Annotated in this window: 24 protein-coding genes; 7 read left to right on the forward strand and 17 right to left on the reverse strand. The window is 43.5% G+C overall.

The genetic code is table 11. The features are described from left to right. Nucleotides 1–36: 36 nt before the first annotated feature. The 14 genes from rsmH to LN893_RS02445 form a co-directional block, all read right to left on the reverse strand. Nucleotides 37–951 carry a 16S rRNA (cytosine(1402)-N(4))-methyltransferase RsmH gene (rsmH, locus tag LN893_RS02380; RefSeq protein WP_229967917.1) on the reverse strand — a complete coding sequence of 305 codons (915 nt, stop codon included), beginning with the start codon at nucleotides 949–951 and terminating at the stop codon, nucleotides 37–39. Then, nucleotides 951–1,418, reverse strand: a complete 468-nt coding sequence (gene mraZ, locus LN893_RS02385) for a division/cell wall cluster transcriptional repressor MraZ (protein WP_229967919.1) — start codon at nucleotides 1,416–1,418, stop codon at nucleotides 951–953. The genes rsmH and mraZ overlap by 1 nt, the downstream gene beginning before the upstream one ends. Before the next feature lie 585 nt (nucleotides 1,419–2,003). Continuing rightward, a complete protein-coding gene (locus LN893_RS02390; protein ID WP_229967921.1) occupies nucleotides 2,004–2,177 on the reverse strand; it encodes a hypothetical protein in 174 nt (57 codons plus the stop codon). A gap of 77 nt (nucleotides 2,178–2,254) precedes the next feature. Then, nucleotides 2,255–2,572 (reverse strand): hypothetical protein, encoded by a 318-nt coding sequence (locus LN893_RS02395; protein WP_229967923.1) that lies wholly within the window; start codon nucleotides 2,570–2,572, stop codon nucleotides 2,255–2,257. Nucleotides 2,573–2,794: 222 nt separating this feature from the next. Next, on the reverse strand, nucleotides 2,795–3,499 hold the full coding sequence (locus tag LN893_RS02400) for a fatty acid desaturase (protein WP_229967925.1): 705 nt from the start codon (nucleotides 3,497–3,499) through the stop codon (nucleotides 2,795–2,797). A gap of 32 nt (nucleotides 3,500–3,531) precedes the next feature. After that, on the reverse strand, nucleotides 3,532–4,383 hold the full coding sequence (locus LN893_RS02405; protein ID WP_229967927.1) for a 4-hydroxy-3-methylbut-2-enyl diphosphate reductase: 852 nt from the start codon (nucleotides 4,381–4,383) through the stop codon (nucleotides 3,532–3,534). Between the two features lie 5 nt (nucleotides 4,384–4,388). Next, entirely contained in the window at nucleotides 4,389–4,661 is a 273-nt protein-coding gene (locus tag LN893_RS02410; RefSeq protein WP_369427650.1) for a lycopene cyclase domain-containing protein, read from the reverse strand. Further along, a complete protein-coding gene (locus LN893_RS02415; RefSeq protein WP_229967931.1) occupies nucleotides 4,640–5,173 on the reverse strand; it encodes a hypothetical protein in 534 nt (177 codons plus the stop codon). Before LN893_RS02415 ends, LN893_RS02410 begins: the two co-directional genes overlap by 22 nt. A 1-nt stretch (nucleotide 5,174) precedes the next feature. Beyond that, nucleotides 5,175–6,008, reverse strand: coding sequence for a phytoene/squalene synthase family protein (locus LN893_RS02420; RefSeq protein ID WP_229967933.1), 834 nt, complete (start codon nucleotides 6,006–6,008; stop codon nucleotides 5,175–5,177). A gap of 16 nt (nucleotides 6,009–6,024) precedes the next feature. Then, entirely contained in the window at nucleotides 6,025–7,518 is a 1,494-nt protein-coding gene (crtID, locus tag LN893_RS02425) for a bifunctional phytoene desaturase/3,4-desaturase (protein WP_229967935.1), read from the reverse strand. A 21-nt stretch (nucleotides 7,519–7,539) separates the two neighbouring features. After that, a complete protein-coding gene (locus LN893_RS02430; protein WP_229967937.1) occupies nucleotides 7,540–8,055 on the reverse strand; it encodes an RNA polymerase sigma factor in 516 nt (171 codons plus the stop codon). A 192-nt stretch (nucleotides 8,056–8,247) separates the two neighbouring features. Further along, nucleotides 8,248–9,123 carry a MerR family transcriptional regulator gene (locus LN893_RS02435; RefSeq protein ID WP_229967939.1) on the reverse strand — a complete coding sequence of 292 codons (876 nt, stop codon included), beginning with the start codon at nucleotides 9,121–9,123 and terminating at the stop codon, nucleotides 8,248–8,250. Then, the gene (locus LN893_RS02440) at nucleotides 9,104–9,574 is read right to left on the reverse strand and encodes a sterol desaturase family protein (protein WP_229967941.1); all 471 of its coding nucleotides are present in this window, start codon (nucleotides 9,572–9,574) and stop codon (nucleotides 9,104–9,106) included. The genes LN893_RS02435 and LN893_RS02440 overlap by 20 nt, the downstream gene beginning before the upstream one ends. A gap of 71 nt (nucleotides 9,575–9,645) precedes the next feature. Continuing rightward, nucleotides 9,646–10,455 (reverse strand): enoyl-CoA hydratase/isomerase family protein, encoded by an 810-nt coding sequence (locus LN893_RS02445; RefSeq protein ID WP_229967942.1) that lies wholly within the window; start codon nucleotides 10,453–10,455, stop codon nucleotides 9,646–9,648. Nucleotides 10,456–10,669: 214 nt separating this feature from the next. Here LN893_RS02445 and LN893_RS02450 point away from each other — a divergent pair, with 214 nt between their 5' ends. Further along, on the forward strand, nucleotides 10,670–11,251 hold the full coding sequence (locus LN893_RS02450) for a TetR/AcrR family transcriptional regulator (RefSeq protein ID WP_229967944.1): 582 nt from the start codon (nucleotides 10,670–10,672) through the stop codon (nucleotides 11,249–11,251). Between the two features lie 182 nt (nucleotides 11,252–11,433). Here the strand turns inward: LN893_RS02450 and LN893_RS02455 are convergent, their stop codons facing one another. Then, the gene (locus tag LN893_RS02455; RefSeq protein ID WP_229967946.1) at nucleotides 11,434–13,164 is read right to left on the reverse strand and encodes a M3 family oligoendopeptidase; all 1,731 of its coding nucleotides are present in this window, start codon (nucleotides 13,162–13,164) and stop codon (nucleotides 11,434–11,436) included. A 116-nt stretch (nucleotides 13,165–13,280) separates the two neighbouring features. Beyond that, nucleotides 13,281–14,444, reverse strand: coding sequence for a ferredoxin--NADP reductase (locus LN893_RS02460; RefSeq protein ID WP_229967948.1), 1,164 nt, complete (start codon nucleotides 14,442–14,444; stop codon nucleotides 13,281–13,283). A gap of 267 nt (nucleotides 14,445–14,711) precedes the next feature. Between LN893_RS02460 and LN893_RS02465 the strand changes: the two genes are divergently transcribed. From LN893_RS02465 to LN893_RS02475, 3 genes are all read left to right on the forward strand, one after another. Further along, nucleotides 14,712–15,266: an HNH endonuclease gene (locus LN893_RS02465; protein ID WP_229967950.1), complete on the forward strand. Its 555-nt coding sequence runs from the start codon at nucleotides 14,712–14,714 to the stop codon at nucleotides 15,264–15,266. A gap of 50 nt (nucleotides 15,267–15,316) precedes the next feature. Next, nucleotides 15,317–16,018 carry a peptidoglycan DD-metalloendopeptidase family protein gene (locus tag LN893_RS02470; RefSeq protein WP_229967952.1) on the forward strand — a complete coding sequence of 234 codons (702 nt, stop codon included), beginning with the start codon at nucleotides 15,317–15,319 and terminating at the stop codon, nucleotides 16,016–16,018. A 91-nt stretch (nucleotides 16,019–16,109) separates the two neighbouring features. Continuing rightward, the gene (locus LN893_RS02475) at nucleotides 16,110–16,931 is read left to right on the forward strand and encodes a mechanosensitive ion channel family protein (RefSeq protein WP_229967954.1); all 822 of its coding nucleotides are present in this window, start codon (nucleotides 16,110–16,112) and stop codon (nucleotides 16,929–16,931) included. 138 nt (nucleotides 16,932–17,069) lie between these two features. Here the strand turns inward: LN893_RS02475 and LN893_RS20655 are convergent, their stop codons facing one another. Then, nucleotides 17,070–18,284: an ABC transporter permease gene (locus LN893_RS20655; protein WP_229967956.1), complete on the reverse strand. Its 1,215-nt coding sequence runs from the start codon at nucleotides 18,282–18,284 to the stop codon at nucleotides 17,070–17,072. Between the two features lie 33 nt (nucleotides 18,285–18,317). On the opposite strand from LN893_RS20655, the gene LN893_RS02485 reads away from it, so the two are divergent. The 3 genes from LN893_RS02485 to LN893_RS02495 are packed head-to-tail and all read left to right on the forward strand — an operon-like array spanning nucleotide 18,318 to nucleotide 20,994. Then, entirely contained in the window at nucleotides 18,318–19,571 is a 1,254-nt protein-coding gene (locus tag LN893_RS02485; RefSeq protein WP_229967958.1) for an exo-beta-N-acetylmuramidase NamZ family protein, read from the forward strand. A 3-nt stretch (nucleotides 19,572–19,574) separates the two neighbouring features. Next, nucleotides 19,575–20,504, forward strand: a complete 930-nt coding sequence (gene fmt, locus LN893_RS02490) for a methionyl-tRNA formyltransferase (protein ID WP_229967960.1) — start codon at nucleotides 19,575–19,577, stop codon at nucleotides 20,502–20,504. A gap of 4 nt (nucleotides 20,505–20,508) precedes the next feature. Continuing rightward, on the forward strand, nucleotides 20,509–20,994 hold the full coding sequence (locus LN893_RS02495; protein WP_229967962.1) for a dihydrofolate reductase: 486 nt from the start codon (nucleotides 20,509–20,511) through the stop codon (nucleotides 20,992–20,994). Nucleotides 20,995–21,032 lie beyond the last annotated feature (38 nt).

Here is a 21,032-nt window from a genome sequence, read left to right on the forward strand (position 1 = left end):
CATTAAGTCTGCTTTTTAACAGCAGTAGGTTATTATTTAATCATTCACTTCTCTTTTTTCTGCTACACGCAGTTTGGCACTTCTTGAGCGACTATTTTCTAAAAGCTCTTGTTCAGTTGGCGTTATGGGTTTTCTATTTACTGCCTCCAGCGGCTTTATCTCGTTGCCAAAAAGATCCTTTTCCACTTCCCCGAAAAACTTCCCTTTGGCGATAAAGTTCTTCACTAACCGGTCTTCCAGCGAATGATACGATATCACTACCAGCCTTCCTCCAGGTTTCAGCACTTCCGCTGCCTGCTCCAACATCTCCTCTAGCGCTTTTAGCTCGTCGTTCACCTCTATGCGCAAGGCTTGAAAAACCTGCGCCAGGTATTTATTCTCTTTCCCTTTAGGAGTACAGGAAGCAATTGCCTGCTTAAATTCCCCTATCGTTTCTATGGCCTTTCGTCCCCGCTGGCTTACAATAAGCTTGGCCAGTGTTTTAGCGTTCTTCACCTCACCATAAATACCAAAGATGCGATGCAGTTGCTCCTCCGAGTATTCATTTACCACATCAGCAGCAGACATTCCTGTCTCTGGGTTCATGCGCATGTCCAAAGGGCCATCAAACCGTGTCGAAAAACCACGCTCTGCCACATTAAACTGATGTGAAGAAACTCCTAAATCAGCCAGTATAGCGTCTACTTGCTTTACACGGTGCAAACGCAGATACTTTTTCAAATCCCTGAAATTGGCTCGCACAAACGTAAACACGGGACTATCGATCTTCTTCGACTGCTCCTGCGCATCACCATCCTGGTCAAACGAATAAAGCTTACCTTCTGTAAGCTTGCTAGCTATAAGGTCTGAATGCCCGCCACCACCAAAGGTAACATCTACATAAACACCATCTGGCTTTATAGCCATGGCATCAATAGATTCTTCTAACAATACAGGGCGATGATACTCCATTAAACTAAAGGCTCTCCCTCTGGTTTGTCACCCAAAAACTTCTGGGCAAGCTGTGAAAAATTCTGCTGGTCCTTAATCAGGAACTCATCATACTTATCAGGATTCCAAATCTCTACTCTGTTCCCCAACCCCACCACAATCGCCTCTTTCTCAAGCTCTGCGAAACGTGCCATCGTTCTAGGAACAATAAAGCGGCCAGTGCCATCCAACTCAATCTCTGTGTTGCCACGAAAGAAGTTACGCTGAAAATGACGGTACTCTTCATTAAACTCATTAAGGCCAGCCACCTTATCATAAATCACCTTCCACTCCGCCTTCGGATAAAGCACCAGGCATGGCTCAAACCCCCTCATCAGCACCACATGATTACCTGACTCCTCTGGCAGGTTCGATTTTATCTTTGCAGGTAAAACCAACCTTCCCTTTGGGTCAATCTTGCATTCATATTCGCCAGAGAGAAAGTTCATAGTTATGACAGCTTTGCCCGAGTAGATTTCGGAGTATACAAATGTAACGAATCAGCAAAACACAGCAACCACAATCTACCACTTTTTACCACTTTGTGGATAAATTATGGTTATCCACCCCACTTATCCACATTATCCACATTCACATGCCCCCACTTTGGGTATAAGTTTATTTGCTTCGTATCTTTCTTTTAGATATAATACGAGGATACAATAAATCAATCAACTGATTATCAATAACTTAATGGTAGTAAATAGAAAATAACCTATACTTTATACATATCCACAGCAAAAGTGGGGCAAAATGGAGATTGTGGGACAAAGTGGAAAGAATTGAAAGTAGAAGTGGGGTAAAAGCCCGAGGAGAAATGCGCTATCAACCCTTCCAGGTGTGCAATTCTGAAGCTTTAGTGCAGAGCCTTTTTGGAGAGTAAAAATTTATAACTTAAAACCTGAAAACATTAGGCATCACACACAAGAATAGAGAACTATATAAAGCAGATTAACAATTACTTAAACTGCTTAAATAAATAAGGCAGGAAGCTTTAAAAAGCCTCCTGCCTTATGAAATTTTCTACAGTTAAATTAGAAAGTAAAACCTAAGTGTAAACCAACGGCAAGCACTGGCGAACCATCTAAAAAGTGCTGGTATTCTACACGACCGCCTATCACACCGTTTTTACCAAAGCCAAAGTCATTCTCGAAATAAGCACTTCCTCCAAAATCAGAAGCTTTTATGTGCTTTACAGATCCATCCACGGTGCCTGCTTCCTCGGAGTTAGAATTATCTTATGCACGATGCCTTACAGAGGGCCCCGCTCCCAAGCGAAGCGTCATCATTTGTTATTAACTATATCAACAGTAGCAACGAGTGTAGCGGTAAAAAATTTATTTTTGACCGTGTAAATCCCCATCACATTGTCGTAACGAGAAGCATTTAAAGCTCCAAGGTTGAACCCTAGCACTATATGGTCAGTAAGGTAGCGGCCGTATTTGTTGTAGAAAAGAAAGCCTTGGCTGTCGTTCTCAGGCAACCATGTATAACTAACACCAGCTTTAAATATATTTGAATCGTTGCCAGCAGCATTTACAGGCTTAGCCAACGCCATAGAGACGAAAAAAATAATAGTAATTGCATAACTAAAGGGTTTCATAAGAGTGAAAAAGGTGGCTAAACAAATAGAACATTTTGTAACCAATCACTCTCGATTCTTGCTTTCTATCTGCTTAGGCTACAGGTAATACATACCCACTTTTATGGATATAGTTACAAAAACAACCCCAAATCCTTAACATATTTACCTCACATAAATAAATCAGACAATATAAGTACAGCAAGCACTTGAATTCCAATAAACATATAGAATAGTATATTTTTAACTTTTGGATTTGTAAAGCTGCCACCATGGCAGGTAAGGCTTATCGTGGTGCTCGTAGTGATAACCGAAGAAATAACAGCTAACAAAAGCCCAAAGATGATTTTTAGGTTGGGTAGAAGATTTATGTGGATTTTCGTGACTGTGTTCGCCGCGATGCGGCTGGTATGTTCCAAAGTAAAAAAGCTGGAAAGTAGCCAGAATAGCAGGCACCATCCAGAACAGCACTACGTTTTCGAGCGGGAAAAATAGCTGTAGCACATTGTAGGTTATAGCCATTAGCACAATCTGCCACCAAGTGATATAATTTTTCAGAAAGCTGAAATACCAAACCCAAAAACTACCACCATAATAATCGGGATCTTGCTCCGTAGCAACATGCCGGTGATGCTGATGGTGCCTGGGCAAGAGGCGCGGATACCAGTTGTAAGCAAAAAGCAAAGCTGTTAGGGTGCCAATAGCTCTGTTTAGACGTGGTTGCCCAGGTGCCGCTACGCCATGCATGGCATCGTGCGCTGTAATAAAAAGGCCTGTATACAGGTGTGTTTGCAGCAACAGGAAAAGATAGGTAAACGGGGAAGTAAAATCAACTTGAAAGAAAGCTAAAAGATACACTAGCAATGCCGCCCAACAAAAAACAACGGTGGTAGCTATCAAAGTACCTGTATACTTTTGCGGTTTTACTATCAATTTAACCTCACCCATCACACTACTTAATATTTCAACATAACCCGCATCTACAGTTCATAAGCCAGTAATGCATCACGCACTTGCTCCATTAGCCACATGGGCGTAGAGGTCGCACCGCAAATACCAACAGTATCGCCTGGCTTAAACCACGCATGCTGCAGTTCTTCTACTTTAGAGATGAAGTACGTATGCTCATTCGTGTTTTTACACACCTGGTAAAGCACCTTTCCGTTAGATGACTTGGTACCTGAGACAAACACAATCTTATTGAATTTACTGGCAAACTTACGCAAATCTTTATCTCGATTAGAAACTTGCCTACAAATGGTATCATTCGCATTCACCATAAAACCACGATTTTCGAGCGCGGATTTAATGGTATAAAAACTGTCTGTACTTTTCGTTGTCTGGCTATAAAGCGTGATTTCTGGTGGTAGTTCGTGCTGCAACAACTCATCAAGATTCTCGAAAACAACAGCCTCATTATTTGTTTGCCCCAATAAGCCTAACACCTCCGCATGCCCATGTTTTCCATAAATAAAGATCCTCTCTTTTTTATCGAATGATGTTTTGATGCGGTTCTGTAGTTTAAGCACCACTGGGCAGGAAGCGTCGATAAGCGTAAGGTTATTTTGAAGTGCAGTCTGGTAAGTTTCAGGCGGCTCACCATGTGCCCGAATCAGCACAGCCTCGCCTTTTAACTCTCTTAGCTGCTGGTGATTTATTATTTGGAGCCCCTGCTTTTGCAGCCGTTCAACTTCCTCATCGTTATGCACAATATCACCCAGGCAATAAAGATATCCCTGCTCCTGAAGCAAATCCTCGGCCATTTGGATAGCATACACTACTCCAAAGCAAAAACCTGAATTATGATCTATTGTTACATCTAAGCGCTGCATATCTATTATACCGCTAACTGTCGATATTGTTTAACAATGCTTCGCTGCCTAAGCCCTTCATACACAGAAATAATAAGCAACAGCATCAAAATCGAGTATACGCTATCTTCAACGGGTACAGATAGGGTTATAAGACCCAAGTTAAAGTCGTTGTCGTACCAAACAATTGGCAAATATGTAAGCACATCGTTTACGAGCAGAAAAGGCACCAGATGAACAAGGCAGGCTAAGTAGTAACGCCCTAAAAATTTGGTGCTTAAATAACCACTTGCTTTAATTGCACCTTCTCTTCCTCATTTAAATGATCTTTTGTAAGAAGGAAATCGCGCATGGTGCGTGCAAAATCAGGATCCAAACCTGCTTTCCTATGGTTTCTGAGACTGCTGATTATGATCTTTTTGTCCTCATCCAGATGGCCGCTCATATCGAGGTAACGCGGCACATAGTGCTCTACTGTAAAACGCAAAAATCTGATCTCAGCATTATTTGGGCTCATTGCAACAGCCTCTTTAAAGCCCGCTGCAGAGGTTTTTAAATGCTTTAATTTTGAATATGGATTCCATACATATTTGGCCATAGTTGCATCTGAGGCTGCTCTATAAGCCATTACTACAGGGTCTTGCCCCTTGTAGTCGTGCATTAGTTTATTGAATTTTTTGCCCACCTCACTGTCCTTAGAAGCCTCCAGATACTGCACCCGCAGTTTATTAAGGTTATAAGCAGCACCGTCGGCAAAGGCCTGCATGGCTGTTAGCAAAATGGCAAAAAATAGAATCGTGGTTTTTCTCACGTTAAATAACATTAAATCTGTACTTGACATATGAACTTAACAATATAGCAAGTTTCGCATTATCAGGTACTCTTACGCGCTCCATCAGTATTCGGGTTGCTGGCAAGCCCTGAATCTTTCTGAAAAGCTTTAAATAATAAACATAAGCCAAATATACTCCCATGCGGGCACCACTAGGCAAAGCAAGTATGCCTTTGTACGCCTCATCGAAATCCTGAAGTATATCGGCTTCTATTTCAACCTTGCAGTTGTTACTAAAGTTCAAGTAGTCAACTTTCGGGAAATATACCCTGCCTCGTTCCTGATAGTCGCTCTGCATATCGCGCAGGAAATTCACCTTCTGAAAAGCTGCCCCAAGACTGCAGGCTGGTTTCTTTAGTCGCTCAAACATTTCGGCATCTCCCTCGCAAAACACCTTCAGACACATTAAGCCAACCACTTCAGCAGAACCGTAGATGTACTCTTTGTATAAACCACGGTCGTATACATGATCATCCAAGTCCATTTCCATACTTTTCAGAAAGGCATCTATGTATTCGGTGTCTATTTTATACTCCTGCACTACAGCCTGAAAAGCATGAAGAACGGGGTTTAAGCTTATACCTGTCTCGATGGCTTCGTAGGTCTGTTTCTTAAAATCGGCCAGTAGCTTACGCTTGTCAAAGTCGTGGAAGGTATCCACAATTTCATCGGCACAGCGCACAAACCCATAAATGGCATAAATAGGTGCATGAAACTTCCGATCCAAGGTTTTGATACCGAGCGTAAAAGACGTGCTGTATGCCTCTGTAATAATTTTGCTGCACTTAAGGCATGTTTGTTTGAATAGCTCCATGATGTGGAAGGTTAAGTTACACCAAAGCTGGCACCGCAAATTCTTTTGCTATCTCTATCGCTACTACCTGTCCCGAAATTAAAGAAGGAGGCACTCCTGGACCAGGTACTGTTAACTGGCCGGTGTAAAAAAGGTTATTTACTTTTCTGCTTTTAAGGCTAGGCTTTAGAATGGCTGTTTGCATCAATGTATTTGCCAAGCCATAGGCATTGCCCTTAAAAGCATTATAATCATGTATAAAATCTCTGTGGGCATAGCTACGCTTGTACACCACAGCACTGCGGATTTCCTGTTTTGTAAGTTTTTCCAACCTTTCCATCAACAGGTTGTAGTAATACTCACGCATGTCGTCTGTATCCTGCAGGCCTGGAGCCACTGGCATCAGCACAAACAGGTTTTCACAACCTTCGGGAGCTACAGACACATCGGTTACAGAGGGTGCGGAAACATAAAAAAGCGGCTTTTCAGGCCACTTAGGGTCGGTGTAAATTTCGTGGGCATGCGGGCCAAAATCTTCATCGAAAAACAAATTATGATGTTGCAGGTTTAGGAGTTTCTTGTTTACTCCCAGATAAAACAGCAATGAAGACGGCGCCATAACCCGCTTATCCCAATAATCGTCAGAGTAGCTTTGGAAAGACTTTGGAAGCAACGCTTTTTCAACATGGCGATAATCGGCACTTGCCACCACCACATCAGCTTCATAAAAAGCAGCGTCTGTCTTAACACCAGTCGCAACACCCTGCGCTACTTCTATATGCTGCACATTCTGGTTATACAGAAACTTAACCCCTTTCTCTTCAGCCAACTGCACCATCCCCTCCACAATCTTGTACATACCGCCCATCGGGTACCAGGTGCCTAGGCTTATATCGGCATAATTCATTAAGCTGTAAAGGGCTGGCGTGTTTTCAGGTAGCGCGCCAAGAAAAAGAATCGGGAACTCCATGAGCTTGATAATCCTTTCGTGCTGAAAGAACTTCCGAATGTGTTTGTGTATAGACTGAAATACATCCATCCGCAGCACATCCAATAACAGCTTCAAGCTCACGAACTCGGACATGGAACGACTAGGCTTGTACACCAACTGGTTTATGCCTACCTCATATTTGTAAGCTGCCTGCTCCAGAAACTCATCTAGCTTTTGGCCACTTCCTTTTTCCCATTGTTCAAAAAGGGCTCGCATCTGATCCATAGAAGCAGGTACTTCTACAAAATCATCTTCACCAAAAATAACGGCATACGATGGGTCTAAACGCTTTAGGCTGTAGTAATCTGATGTGCTTTTCCCGAACTTGCTAAAGTAAGACTCAAATACATCAGGCATCCAATACCAACTTGGCCCCATGTCAAAAGTAAAGCCTTTAGCCTGAAAACTTCGGGCACGTCCGCCTGGGCTGCTGTTCTTTTCCAGCACCGTTACCTCATATCCCTGGTCAGCCAGGCAGGTAGCGGCAGAGAGGCCAGAAAAGCCAGAACCTATTACAATAACTTTACTTTTATCTACCATGGAAGGCAACGGTGTTATTTGTTAATCATATTGCTCATACACTTTTAGCATGGCCTTAAGCTCTTTGCGGGCAATGTGAATCCTGTTCTTTACAGTGCCTAACGGAATATCCAGCTTTTCGGCTATCTCATAATACTTAAACCCCGTGTAGTACATCATAAAAGGCGTTCGGTATTCCTCATGAAGTTTCTCTATGGCTACCTGTATATCGTTCAAGACGAAAGAACCCGTCCCTTTGTTTTGTGTCACAAAGTTTTCATCTGAAATAGAATACTTCAGATACTCAGTGCTATCTATATTACTACTACGCTTAATCACTTTGTTGTAGTTATTGATAAAAGTGTTACGCATAATAGTGTATAACCATGCCTTCAGGTTAGTACCCACCTTAAACTTATCATGGTTCGCCAAAGCCTTCAGAAGCGTTTCCTGCACCAAATCTTTAGCATCATCCATGTCGCGCGTCAGGTTAAAAGCGATTGGCCGAAGCGACTGCGCTACACCCTGCACTGTGTTAGTATATTCAAGAGCTGTCATTGTTTATACTTATTATATTAAAACATAAACAAATATACGCTTATAAATAAATTACAGTCATTTTTGTTTAATATTTATTTATAATATATAAACAACAAACTATCTATAGCATTGCAAAAACAAAAAGCGGCTCTGGCTACGTGTTAAAAAACACAGCCAGAGCCGCTTTAAATTGTATGAAATAATTATCTCTTAGCTAAACAGAGCTATAAAGTCGTTCATGTTGCGCAACACATGCACATTAGCAGGAAAAACAAGGTTATCCTGCTTCACCAGCATACCATAGACATAGATTGTGCACTCGCTGAACCGCTGCGACAACTTATCAAGATATGCCTGCACCTTGTCTCGCTCAGGCATAGAGGTTAGCACCGTGCAAAGGTATTTCGGTTTGCACTGCTCATAGGTAATTTCCAGGTCTCTAAAAGGTAGATTTTGTCCCAGGTAAATTACATGCTTATGATAAGACCTGATGACATAGTTCATAAACAAAAGAGCCAGTTCATGCAACTCCCCTTCCGGCAAGTATAAAAGGTAAGCAGAATCACCTTGCTGCCGCCTTACCACCTGTCCATCAATAGCGACAATAAGCTTTTGCCTGATTAGGTTGCTTATAAAATGCTCATGTGCAGGGCTTATGTTATTTGTTTGCCACAAAATACCAATCTTGTGCAGGAAAGGATATACCACCTGTAGCATAGCCTCTTGCAGGCCAAGCTGTAACGTTGCCGTGGATAAGACTTTCTCGAACTTGTCTTCATCCATATCGAGCATGGCATTTACGAGCGCACTTATGCGGTGCGAGGAAACTGAAACATTCTCGCTTAGCTGCTGCACCGCATTCAGAATCTGCCCATTATCCATTCGCGCTATTTTGGATATCTTGTACCCCTGCTCATTCAGGACAGACACATTTAAGAGCGTCTTTAAATCTGCATCGTTGTAATAGCGAATATTGGTGTCGGTACGTTGTGGGCAGAGCAGGTTATAACGTTGCTCCCAAACCCGTATGGTGTGCGCTTTAATGCCCGACAGATGCTCTAGTTCTTTAATAGTGTAATGACCCACGATTTGTACCCTGCTGTTTCTTGATGCCCTTATATGCTAACCGAAAATATTTCGGCGACACCCACAGCATTCCATAAGAAGCTGCGCCGTGCTTTTCTTCTTTACTATGATGCACCTTATGCGCTATGTTTAAAGCTTTAAGATAAACATTAGACGTTTTCCCAAAAAGCTTCATGCGCCTGTGAATAAACACATCATGAATCAGAAAATAAGCCACACCATATAGCGTGATACCAGCCCCTACCCAAAACCTGTAGTCTATCGGGTCGCTGCCAAATATAAAAAACAGCATCGCCAATGTGCCATAGTAGGCAAAAAACAGGTCGTTCCACTCAAAAGCGTGGTTGTGGCGTGTATGGTGCGACTTATGCAGGAACCACATAAAACCATGTAACACATATTTGTGCATGGCCCAGGCCACGCCTTCCATTGCTACAAAAGTCAATATCATGATTCCAATGCCTGTTAGCATACAAACGAAACAGCAAGTTTAACAAAAGGTTTATGAATTTTAAACAGTTTTTACCAGGTAATAGACTCTTTGTTTAAGAATGCCTGCACTCCTTTCTGAAAATCTTCTGAGTTGCGTACCACTGCATTTACTTCTGCAGCATGTTGCAAGCTCTCCTCCAGGCTCATTTCCTGCACACGAGCCACCAGCTCTTTCGTCACTTCCATCGCTTGGCGAGAGTTTTCGGTGCACAGTTTTCGGGCAAAAGCCTGCACTTTATCTTCCAGCTCGTCGGCAGGTACTACGTAATTTATAATGCCGTAAGCTCTGGCATCTTCAGCTGATATCAGATCTCCTGTCAGCAGTAGCTCCTTTGCTCGAGCCTCACCTACTTTACGAAGCAGAAACACATTCACAATGGCAGGCACAAAACCGATCTTTACTTCAGCATAGCCAAACTTGGCTTCAGGAGCGGCAAAAGAAAAATCGCAGATAGCTGCCAAACCGCACCCACCAGATATAGCATGGCCTTGCACCTGGGCTATTACCACTTTTTTCAGGGTATAAATTAAGCGGAACAGCTGCATCAGGTGTGTAGAATCAACTAAATTATCCTGGTAGTTGTAGTCTTGCAGTTGCTGCAAGAACTCTAGATCTGCGCCAGTACAGAACATCCCGCCTTCTGCACGTAAAACAATCACCTTACAAGACTCATCATCTTCAGCCGCCACAAAGGCCTGAATCAGCTCCGTTACCATTTCAAAGTTTAAAGCATTACGCTTTTCTGGTCGAGCCAACGTGATGTAACCTATACGGTCCTTTACTTTGTAGCTGACATACTCCAGCGCTTCGTTTTCGATTGTATTTATAGTATCCGTCATGGTATATCAATTCAGTTATAGTACTTTTCCCTAATCACTTCATTAATATACGCAGCATCACCCACCATGATTTGCATTTATCACGCAAATTAGTTTTAAAACAATTCATCTTGATAATACCACACGTACAGATGCAGTATCAGCAGAAATAAACAACAACTCGTATAAAATTCATTTGCTAACAAATGTTAGTTTTTTATATTTGCTAAAGAGAATGATGAAAGCACTTACAAGGAAAGAGCAGATAGAGAAGAAAGCCACTGCCTTATTCAAAGAAAAAGGTTTTGCGGCAACTTCCATGCGCGATTTGGCCACTGTGCTCGGCATAGAGGCAGCCAGTATTTATTCGCATATCCGTTCTAAAGAAGAAATCCTTCATAAGATCTGCTTCCGAATGGCAGATGAGTTTTTTCAAGCTCTAGATGCTGCAGAGGCTGCTGGTACTTCTGCCACAGAGAGGCTTGTAGAGGCAATCAGGGCACATGTGCTTGTTCTGACAAAAAACACAGAGGCTTCGGCCGTGTTTCTTAACGAATGGCGGCACCTAAGCGAGCCTTCTCATTCAGAGTTTTTGAAACTGAGAGACCAATACGAAGAACGGTTTCGGGAAATTATTAGGTTTGGCGTAAAGAATCGAGAGTTCGAAGTGCCAGACGAGAAATTTGCTGCTTTAACCATTTTATCTGGCTTAAACTGGCTGCATACCTGGTACAAGCCAAACGGAAAAATGTCGCCTAACGAAATTGCTACAAATCTGTCTGCTATGCTCTTAAATGGGCTTAAGACCACTAAATAGAACCAAACACTTCTTTATACTAATCTAACGCAGAAACAAGCGGGACTGGAAACAGACCTGCTTGTTTTGTTTAGTACCTGTTTTAACTACACCTGTATAATTCTGAAAGTCGAGTAGCTATAATTGCAAAACAGCCCCTACCGCAGTTACGGCAGGGGCTGTTTTGCATTGATGAGTAGAGACTAGAGCTTTTCCATCTCTTCCTGCACAAAATCTACCAAGCTCTTGATATAGTCTGTGCTGAAGTCGAACTTAATACCAGCCGCTTCATATACTTCACCTATCGAGACAGTGTAGCCAAGACTTAGCGCGCGTTTGTAGGCCGCCAACCCTTCGGCAGGGTTGTCTCTGTAGTTCTTCCAGACAGCTATAGCACCAAGTTGGGCCATGGCATACTCTATGTAGTAAAATGGCACCTCATAAATATGCAGCTGCTTCTGCCATATAAACGGCTTATATTTCTCCAACCCACTCCAATTTACCAGTTTATGGTTGAAGGTTTCAAAAATACTTATCCATTCGCTGTGGCGTTCCTCCTGGCTTTGCTGTGGATGCTCGTAGAGCCAGTGCTGAAACTTATCGACAGTGGCTACCCACGGGAAGGTTTCCAGCACACTCTCTAAATGCGTTTTCTTAGCACGACGGAGTTTGTCCTCATCCTCAAAAAAAGTATCCCAGTAGTCCATCGAGATTAGCTCCATAGACATAGAGGCTAGCTCTGCCACTTCTGACGGTGGATGCTTGAAGGCATTAAGCCTCATCTCTCGCGTCAGGAACGAGTGTACAGCATGGCCGCCTTCGTGCAACATGGTGATGACATCACGTAGGCTAGAAGTGGCGTTCATGAAAATGAACGGCACGCCTATTTCATCCAGCGGATAATTATAACCTCCTGGCGCTTTACCTTTCCTGGACTCCAAATCCAGGTGCCCCATTTCACGCATAGTCGCCAGGCAATCGCCTAAATAGGTATCAAGTTTGTAGAATACCTGCACCGTTTTCTCCAATAGCTCTTCACCAGATTTAAAAGGCTCCAGCGGTGCTTTGCCACTAGGGTCTACATCCAGGTCCCAAGGTTTCAACTCTTCTACACCTAGTTTCTCTTTGCGCTCCGCATCTATTTTAGTCAGCAGCGGCACAATGGTTTCTTCTATAGACTGGTGAAAGTCGAAGCAATCCTGAGGCGTATAGTCGAAGCGGCCCATGGCGGCAAACATATAGTCGCGGAAGTTAGCGAAATCAGCGTTCTGTGCTACTTCGTTACGCAACTTCAGCAGTTCATCAAACAGGTCGTCCAGCTTCTGTCGATCTTGAAAACGGCGTTCCTGTATGGCATGCCATGCCTCCTCACGTACTTGGCGATCGGTTCTCTTCAACCGATCTGCGGCACGTTGCAATGTAACTTCCTCGCCATCTAACGTTACAGTCATAGAGCCAGATATGGCTGCAAACTGCTGCTGCTTGGTGCTAATCTCGGTACTTAGCGGAATGTTCTTCTCGCGAAAAATTTCTAAAGCCCTAGCTACACCGCGTAAATAGATTCTGTATTTATCCTGATCGAGCTCCTTCAGATAAGGCGAGTCCATCAGCTTTTGGTTAAGCTCATGATCGTATGGTGCTACCTTAGGTTCAATTTCAGACACAAAATACTGGAAAGCGTTAGTCACTTCTTCGTTCTGTGTATCGCAGGTCATGCGGATGTAGCGCCAGCCCAAATCCTCGGACAAAACACTCTCTAATTCGCTGCGATCAGCCATCCATTTTTCCAGTTCGTCTGCACTGTTTATGGCGTGGGACTTCAGTTCTTCAAAGTAAGGCTGAATGCTTTCCCAGCTTTCAACTTTAAAATTTTCGGCTAAATATATGCGTGGTTTACGCTTCGGTATAGAGATATTATTCGCTTGTATGGTCATTCTATCTAATTAATATTCACAAAATGCAATATAACTACTTCTTACGAAAGTGCAAAAAATAAACGGAGCCATACCGTTTATGGTGTAGCTCCGCTTATATATTACGTAAGAACTTACTATCCGATTTGAATAATTACATCGTCTGTAAGCGGGTGGCCCACGCAGTTTAGCACATATCCTTCTTCCAGTTCCGCTTCAGATAGTCCATCACTTTCATCGAGGTGCACTTTACCGCTTAGGCACTTGCCACGGCAGGCGGTACAAAGCCCTGCCTGGCAGGAATAAGGCAAATCAATGCCTTCTTTTAACGCCGCCTCCAGAATAGTCTGGCTTGGCTGCACCTTCAAACTATACTCTGCTCCCTCGTAAAGCAATGTAACTGCTTGGGGCTGTATTTTACCATCCTCTCCTGCTGATACAGTACCTTGCTTTTCTTGCTCGTTCGCAGGCTTGATGGTAATAAAGCTCTCTTTGTAGATACGATCTTTGGGTACATGCAGCACATTTAGCGCATGGAGCACTTCCTCCATCATGCCCTGCGGACCACATACAAAATACAGCGCATTGGCTGGTTTTGTTAAGTTCAGTCGCTCCAAAATCTTAATGACCGTACTTTGGTTCATACGACCATAGTGCACGTTTTCTGGGCCTGAACTCTGGGATTGATCTTGCTGCTTACTGCCAAACAATTTATTTAGAAAGCCTAACCCAGCACTTTTTGGTTTAGGTGCGTTGGACGATTGGCTGTAAATATATTCTATGTGCAAACGCCCTGAGAACTTCTTCTGTAGCTGCCGCAACTGCTCCTTAAAGATAACACTGCTCTCATCGCGGTTGCCGTACAGTAACGTTACTTGGCTAGCTGGCTCCTCCGTCAACACCGATTTAAGAATGGACATTAGTGGTGTGATACCACTGCCTGCCCCAAATAGAATAATATGACGTTTTTCTGCTGGGTCGCAGGTAAGGCAAAAGTTACCAAGCGGCTCCATCACTTTCAGCGTATCTCCCACTTTCAACTTCTCTATCAGAAACGAAGAAGCCAGGCCGCCAGCTACTCGTTTTACCGTTACAGACAGTCTCGAGCCTTCTTCTGGTGTACTGCTTAAAGAGTATGACCGACGCACCTCCTGACCGTTTATCGGAAGTATCAGCGTCAGAAACTGGCCTGATTTATAGGGGGTTACTTTTTTTTCGGGGTGTTCTAAATGTATGGTTATGGCGTCTGCTGTTTCACGGGTTATTTCCGCTACTTGCAGATCAAAGTATAGGCTACTCATGTTCTATATATGTATCTAAAAGACGTTGTTGTAAACATGTACGAGAGCCGAAAGTTACGACTAACTGAAAATCTCTTAGAAAATATTAGGTAAAAATTAATCTATTAAAATTATTTAGCCGTATTATTCTAAAAATATAAATATTAGTTATCAAAGATATTAAAAAAACTGCAACTTTACACCATGTTATGCAATACCTGCGTTATAGGTGATATTGCATTTACACATAGCTTCTGTTCTTATTACAAAACCACAATAAAACTATTGATGTTATACAAACTAACACTAAAGAACTGTGAAAAAACCGTAATGGTAGATGATTTTACCTACGAGTACATCCAGAATAATGCTTACCTGCAACAGATTGAGTTTCTGAAGCATCTGCGTATCCACTCCAACGGCTATGCTTTTTTCCAAAAGAACTGGCCACTTAAAAACGGCAAATACCGCAACGAGACCATTTATCTGCACAAGATGATTGGGGAGCAGTTACTAGAAAAGCCCGAGAGTAACATTAAGCTTTATGTTCATTTTAAAAACGGCAATAAGCTAGACTGCCGCCGCGATAACCTGGAGTGGGCTCCGCTTTGCAAAATTGTGCGTAACACTACAAAAACGGAAAACAAACTTGGTGTGCGAGGTGTGCACAAAGAAGCACAGAAATACAGGGCTATTATACACTATAACAAGCAACGTATAAACCTGGGCACTTTTGAAACCTTGCAGGAAGCAGCCTTAGCCTATAGCCAGAAGTCTGAGGAACTGTTTGGCAAAACCAGAAGCCTAAAAACCTTGAACAAGTACGTAGAAGAGCTAAGCTAACTCTACTTACACTTGCACCAAGGCTTCAGTACCATACCCTTTCATTTTTTATGAGTAAACCCAGCAAACTTAGCGAAGTGCTAAGTAGAAACAGTCTTGCCTTTTCCCGAGTACTTGATGCTGACCTTAATGCGGATAATGTGTGCAGGCTTGACTTTACAGTGGCAAACCAAGTGCTGCAAAAGACAGACCTGCGCAACACAGCAAGTTTTAACAGAGCGGTTCAGGAAATGCTACACGCACAACAAGCTAGCATTGGTGTTGGAGGCTACCTAGAGAACCGCTTTATTTACAGCCGCAGTGCCCACTTCGACACCTCCGAGCAAAGCAGAAACTTACATTTAGGAGTTGATGTATGGCTAGATGCTGGTACTGCCGTGTTTGCACCCTTAGATGGCACAGTGCATAGTTTCCAGGAAAATGCAAACTTCGGCGACTATGGCCCCACTATTATTCTACAACACGAGCTGGAGGATATTCCCTTTTATACCTTATACGGCCACCTAACCAGAACCTCTTTAAAAGGACTAGCTATAGGCAAGCCTTTTGCCAAAGGAGAAAAGATTGCCGAAGTAGGCCCTTACCCCGAAAATGGTGATTGGCCCCCGCACTTGCATTTTCAGGTAATGAGCTCTATGGAAGGCCGAACAGGCGATTTTCCTGGTGTGGCCACATTGGCTGAAAGAGATTTATATGAGCAACTCTGCCCTAACCCTAACCTGATTTTACAGAGCAGGCACCTGCCGCTTTAGTTGCAAAAGCGCTATTTTTTAGTTAAGATGCCACTTTTGGCGCTGTACCCACAGGCAGCGCCTTTATTTTGGCACCAATAACAATTTATAAATGAATCTGAACATTGATTCCGTCCGCGAATTGGTGGTAAACTTTACCCTAGTATATGGTATGCGGCTAGTTGTCGCTATCCTGATGCTAATTATTGGAACATGGCTGATCAAGCGCCTGAATAGGCTGATACAGCGCATGTTGCTTCGCAAACATGTTGACGAATCGCTGCGGCCTTTTTTGGGCAGTATACTAAACGTAACGTTTTGGATTTTATTAAGCGTGCTTATCATCTCTCAATTGGGTGTGGAAATGACTTCCTTTATCGCTGTACTTGGTTCTGCAGGTTTAGCCATAGGTTTAGCCCTACAAGGCAGCCTTTCCAACTTTGCTGGCGGAGTGCTTATACTTACTATCAAACCCTTTAGAGTAGGCGATTTTATAGAAGCACAAGGCCAGATGGGAACAGTGTATATCATCAATATTTTCAACACTGTTATAAAGACAGGCAACAACCAAGTCATCTATATGCCAAACGGACCTTTGGCCTCCAGTGTCGTGGTAAACTATTCGGTAGAGCCAACGCGGCGTATGGAGCTAAACCTTGTTATCAGCACGCAGAACGACTTTGCTGCCGTAAAGCAGATGCTACAGGAACTTGTAGACGCTGACCTACGCATCCTCCCCAATCCAGCACCTTTTATAGGTGTTACGGCCTTTACAGAATACTCCATCACTATCAGCATGCGCCTTTGGGCAAAAAAAGAAGAGTTCTGGCCACTGAACTGGGACATGAATGAGCGTGTGAAAACTGTATTTGAGCAAAAAGGTGTTAAAATGCCTGCCCCAATACAGAAGCGGGAGATTATGCAGCAGGTTTAACCTCAGATAAATCAACAAAAAAGCTAAGCCCCTCAAGGAGTCTTATACTTATAACACCATGAGATTACATTGAGGGACTTTTATCTATCAAAGCTTAACATACTTCCAAAGTAATAGAAAGCTTACAGCAGTAATACTTTAATCAAACTTTATTGCCTTCACTGGTTTGATGCGGGCAATCATGGCTGCTGGTATAAGTATAGCCAGCATGGTAAGCAGTAGCGTAATTACATTCAGCACCACAATTACACCAATGTTCCAGCTAATAGGAACTGTATCCATGTAATAGTTTTCAGGGTCCAGGGGAATAAGCTCAAAATAGTATTGTATAGCACAGAAGCCAATCCCAATTAGGTTGCCCCAAAGCATGCCCTTCAAGGTCAGATTTAAGCCTCTAAAGTAAAATACCGTTCGTATCTGCGCATCTGTTGCACCCACGGCCTTTAATACCCCAATCATGTTGATGCGTTCAATGATCATGATAAACACCGTGGATACCATGTTGAAAGTGGCCACGAAAATAATCAGGATCAGGAATATGATCACGTTCTTGCGCAGCAGCTGCAGCCAATCGAATAACTGTGCATGGCGGTCTGTAATCTTTTCCAATTGCAGATCATAGTTCATCTGGTCAAACACCTGCTCCGCTACCTGATCTATCTGCTCAAAATCTTTCAGCACAATTTCTACACCGCCCACAATGGTGTCGGGCCAGTTGTTCAGGTCCCGTATCAGTTGCAAATCACCGATTACGAACACCTCGTCAAACTCATCTAAACCTGTGCTGTATATGCCAGACACCTTTAATTTGCGTGCTCTTGGAGGATTCTGAATAAAGTAGAAAATAGCTTCGTCGCCAACATCTAACTTCAGCTTATCGGCAATGCTGCGGCTTACCATCACCTCTTTAGATGAACTTGAATCTGGGAAAGAGATCAGCTCCCCCGCATCCAGGTTCTGAGACATGGTACCCAAGTCGTAATTTTCATCAACGCCTTTTAGCACCACACCCAGCACTTCATCATCTGTTTTAATGATGGCAGTTTTTCGGGCAAACGACTGTATATGTGCTATACCAGGAATTGCCTCGGTACTGTTCACACCTGTAGCACTGCTGATGGGTGCTCCCTCAAACGAGTTGTTTGTATCGTACTTGCTAATCTGGAGGTGTGCCCCAAAGCTAAAGATCTTTGACCTGATCTCGTTTCGGAAGCCTTCTAGTATAGCAAAAGACACAATCATGATAGCAATGCCTGTGGCTATACTTATAATTGCTATTTTTGTGACCGACGAGGTAAATGAGCCAGCCTGTACTTCTGATATTTTATCGGATATATATTTGGAGATGTTCACTCGCCTAATTTCTAATCTGCCTTAAAGATAGGTATGAATTTTGATTTCTACTCTATTACGATGACACACCCACATTTCATACTTTACACAGCGCTGATGCTAGGGCTTACTAACTGCTCTTCGAAAACTGCCGCAACAAAATCTACAGAAGTCGCTACTACTGCTGAGGTAACGAAACAGCCTGCCGCCACAGATGCCTTGCAGTTAGGAGCTGCCCAAACAGACAAGTACTTACCGCTGCTACAGGGCAAAAGGGTGGGCCTGGTGGTAAACCAAACTTCCGTTATCGGCCAAACGCACTTAGTGGACTCTTTGTTGAGCCTAGGCGTAAAAGTTTCCACCATTTTTGCCCCCGAACACGGCTTCCGTGGCGAGGCAGATGCTGGTGCCCATGTAAAAGATGCGAAAGATGTAAAGACTGGGCTTCCTATCATCTCTTTATATGGCGCGAACAAAAAGCCGCTGCCAGACCAAATCAAAGAACTGGATGTACTTGTTTTTGATATCCAAGATGTAGGCACCCGCTTTTATACGTACATCAGCACGATGCACTACGTAATGGAGGCCGCAGCCGAAAACAACAAGCAGGTGCTAGTGCTGGACCGCCCCAACCCCAACGGGCACTATGTAGACGGTCCTGTGCTGGAAATGGAGCAACAGTCGTTTGTAGGTATGCACCCTATACCTATCGTACATGGCTTAACCGTAGGCGAACTGGCCCACATGATAAACGGTGAAGGATGGCTAAAAGGAAAGCAACAGGCAGAGCTTACAGTTATCCCGATGGAAAACTATACCCACCAAACGGCTTATACCTTACCAGTGAAACCTTCGCCAAACTTACCCAACACACAAGCCATTACACTTTACCCTTCACTTTGTTTTTTTGAGGGAACAAACGTAAGTGTGGGCCGAGGCACACCTACGCCTTTCCAGGTCATCGGCAGCCCTTACTACCAAGATAAAAGCTTTTCTTTTGTGCCGAAGCCCATGCCTGGTGCTATGGAGCCTCCATATAAAGGACAGACCTGCTACGGTTTAGATTTAACCAACCCTGCCGATGCACAGCCTTTCACACTGATTTACCTGCTTGATTTTTACCAGAACTCTACTCAGAAAGATAAGTTTTTCAACAACTTCTTCGAAAAGCTGGCGGGCACCGCAAAACTGAGGCAGCAGATTATAGCAGGTAAAACAGAGACTGAGATACGTGCCAGTTGGGAACCTGCCTTATCAAACTATAAACAACTGCGTAAGCAATATTTGCTTTACCCTGATTCAGAATAAACTATGCCAAAAGACCTTCGCATTGTATTTATGGGTACGCCCGATTTTGCCGTACCAACTTTACAAGCACTTGTAGAACACAATTATAACGTAGTAGCTGTTATCACGGCACCAGACAAACCAGCTGGCCGCGGACAGAAAATTCAGCAGTCGCCTGTAAAAGAATATGCCGTAGCGCAAAATATACCTGTGCTGCAGCCTACTAATTTAAAAGCTGAAGCTTTCCTGGAGGAGCTGCGAAGCTATCAGGCAAACCTGCAAATTATTGTTGCTTTCAGAATGCTGCCCGAAGTGGTTTGGAGTATGCCTGAACTGGGCTCTTTTAATATTCACGGTTCTTTATTGCCCCAGTACCGCGGAGCCGCTCCAATCAACTGGGCTATCATCAACGGTGAAAAAGAAACAGGCGTTACCTCTTTCTTCTTGAAGCACGAGATTGATACAGGCGACCTGATTTTCCAGGAGCGTGTGCCTGTACTGGATGATGACGATTTTGGTAGCATGTATGAAAAGCTGAAGTATACAGGAGCTGAACTAGCTGTAAAAACTGTTCAGGCCATAGAGCGTGATGAGGTACAGCCACAGCCACAACAGCCCACATCAGAAACTAAACACGCGCCTAAAATCTTCAAAGAAACCTGCGAGATAAACTGGAATCAGCCAGCTCAGCAGGTGCGTAATTTTATTCGCGGCCTCAGCCCCTACCCTGCCGCCTGGGCAAAAATCAATAACAAAATGTTTAAGTTTTTCAAAGTTGATGTAGTAGAGGATTCAGGTTACTCCTCAGAGCCAGGCACCGTGCACTCCGATAATAAAACGTACCTCCACATCCAGACAGCAGTGGGCGCTATTGCAGTACTCGACTTACAGATGGAAGGCAAAAAGCGAATGCCTGTGCAGGATTTGCTCAGAGGATATACTTTTAACGCTTAAGCCTATGTTAGCTATAGTTGTAGCCGTAGCCGACAACAACGTTATCGGCAAAAATAACCAACTCATTTGGCACCTGCCCGCCGACCTTCGTCATTTTAAGCAGCTCACGATGAGCCACCCGATGCTGATGGGTCGCAAGACCTTTGAATCTATAGGTAAGCCTTTGCCAGGCCGCACTACCATCATCATCACACATCAGCAGGATTACCAGCAGGAAGGTTGCATCGTAACGCACTCAGTACAGGAAGCGATTGAGCAGGCCAAAAAGCTTGATGAAACCATAACGGTGGTAGGCGGTGCGCAGATTTACAAAGAAATCCTCCCGCAGATAGATACTGTTTACCTTACCCGCATCCATCATACTTTCGAGGGTGATACGTTTTTTCCTGAGCTAAATGAGCAGGAATGGGAAGAGGTAAGTCGCGAAGACTTTGCCCCAAACGAGAAGAACAAGTATAGCTATAGTTTTATCGAACTAAAGAGGAAATAGAGAAGCATCATAATAGAAAACAAAGAAGGAGCACCGTG

The sequence above is a fragment of the Pontibacter harenae genome, from assembly GCF_020907245.1.
In the GTDB taxonomy this organism is placed as follows: Bacteria; Bacteroidota; Bacteroidia; order Cytophagales; family Hymenobacteraceae; genus Pontibacter; species Pontibacter harenae.

What these genes read in the sequence shown, in the direction of transcription:
- rsmH (WP_229967917.1), bottom strand. Translation starts at nt 951, where the DNA reads ATGGAGTATCATCGCCCTGTATTGTTAGAAGAATCTATTGATGCCATG.
- mraZ (WP_229967919.1), bottom strand. Translation starts at nt 1,418, where the DNA reads ATGAACTTTCTCTCTGGCGAATATGAATGCAAGATTGACCCAAAGGGA.
- LN893_RS02395 (WP_229967923.1), bottom strand. Translation starts at nt 2,572, where the DNA reads ATGAAACCCTTTAGTTATGCAATTACTATTATTTTTTTCGTCTCTATG.
- LN893_RS02400 (WP_229967925.1), bottom strand. Translation starts at nt 3,499, where the DNA reads ATGGGTGAGGTTAAATTGATAGTAAAACCGCAAAAGTATACAGGTACT.
- LN893_RS02405 (WP_229967927.1), bottom strand. Translation starts at nt 4,383, where the DNA reads ATGCAGCGCTTAGATGTAACAATAGATCATAATTCAGGTTTTTGCTTT.
- LN893_RS02420 (WP_229967933.1), bottom strand. Translation starts at nt 6,008, where the DNA reads ATGGAGCTATTCAAACAAACATGCCTTAAGTGCAGCAAAATTATTACA.
- crtID (WP_229967935.1), bottom strand. Translation starts at nt 7,518, where the DNA reads ATGGTAGATAAAAGTAAAGTTATTGTAATAGGTTCTGGCTTTTCTGGC.
- LN893_RS02430 (WP_229967937.1), bottom strand. Translation starts at nt 8,055, where the DNA reads ATGACAGCTCTTGAATATACTAACACAGTGCAGGGTGTAGCGCAGTCG.
- LN893_RS02440 (WP_229967941.1), bottom strand. Translation starts at nt 9,574, where the DNA reads ATGATATTGACTTTTGTAGCAATGGAAGGCGTGGCCTGGGCCATGCAC.
- LN893_RS02445 (WP_229967942.1), bottom strand. Translation starts at nt 10,455, where the DNA reads ATGACGGATACTATAAATACAATCGAAAACGAAGCGCTGGAGTATGTC.
- LN893_RS02450 (WP_229967944.1), top strand. Translation starts at nt 10,670, where the DNA reads ATGATGAAAGCACTTACAAGGAAAGAGCAGATAGAGAAGAAAGCCACT.
- LN893_RS02455 (WP_229967946.1), bottom strand. Translation starts at nt 13,164, where the DNA reads ATGACCATACAAGCGAATAATATCTCTATACCGAAGCGTAAACCACGC.
- LN893_RS02460 (WP_229967948.1), bottom strand. Translation starts at nt 14,444, where the DNA reads ATGAGTAGCCTATACTTTGATCTGCAAGTAGCGGAAATAACCCGTGAA.
- LN893_RS02465 (WP_229967950.1), top strand. Translation starts at nt 14,712, where the DNA reads ATGTTATACAAACTAACACTAAAGAACTGTGAAAAAACCGTAATGGTA.
- LN893_RS02470 (WP_229967952.1), top strand. Translation starts at nt 15,317, where the DNA reads ATGAGTAAACCCAGCAAACTTAGCGAAGTGCTAAGTAGAAACAGTCTT.
- LN893_RS02475 (WP_229967954.1), top strand. Translation starts at nt 16,110, where the DNA reads ATGAATCTGAACATTGATTCCGTCCGCGAATTGGTGGTAAACTTTACC.
- LN893_RS02485 (WP_229967958.1), top strand. Translation starts at nt 18,318, where the DNA reads ATGAATTTTGATTTCTACTCTATTACGATGACACACCCACATTTCATA.
- fmt (WP_229967960.1), top strand. Translation starts at nt 19,575, where the DNA reads ATGCCAAAAGACCTTCGCATTGTATTTATGGGTACGCCCGATTTTGCC.
- LN893_RS02495 (WP_229967962.1), top strand. Translation starts at nt 20,509, where the DNA reads ATGTTAGCTATAGTTGTAGCCGTAGCCGACAACAACGTTATCGGCAAA.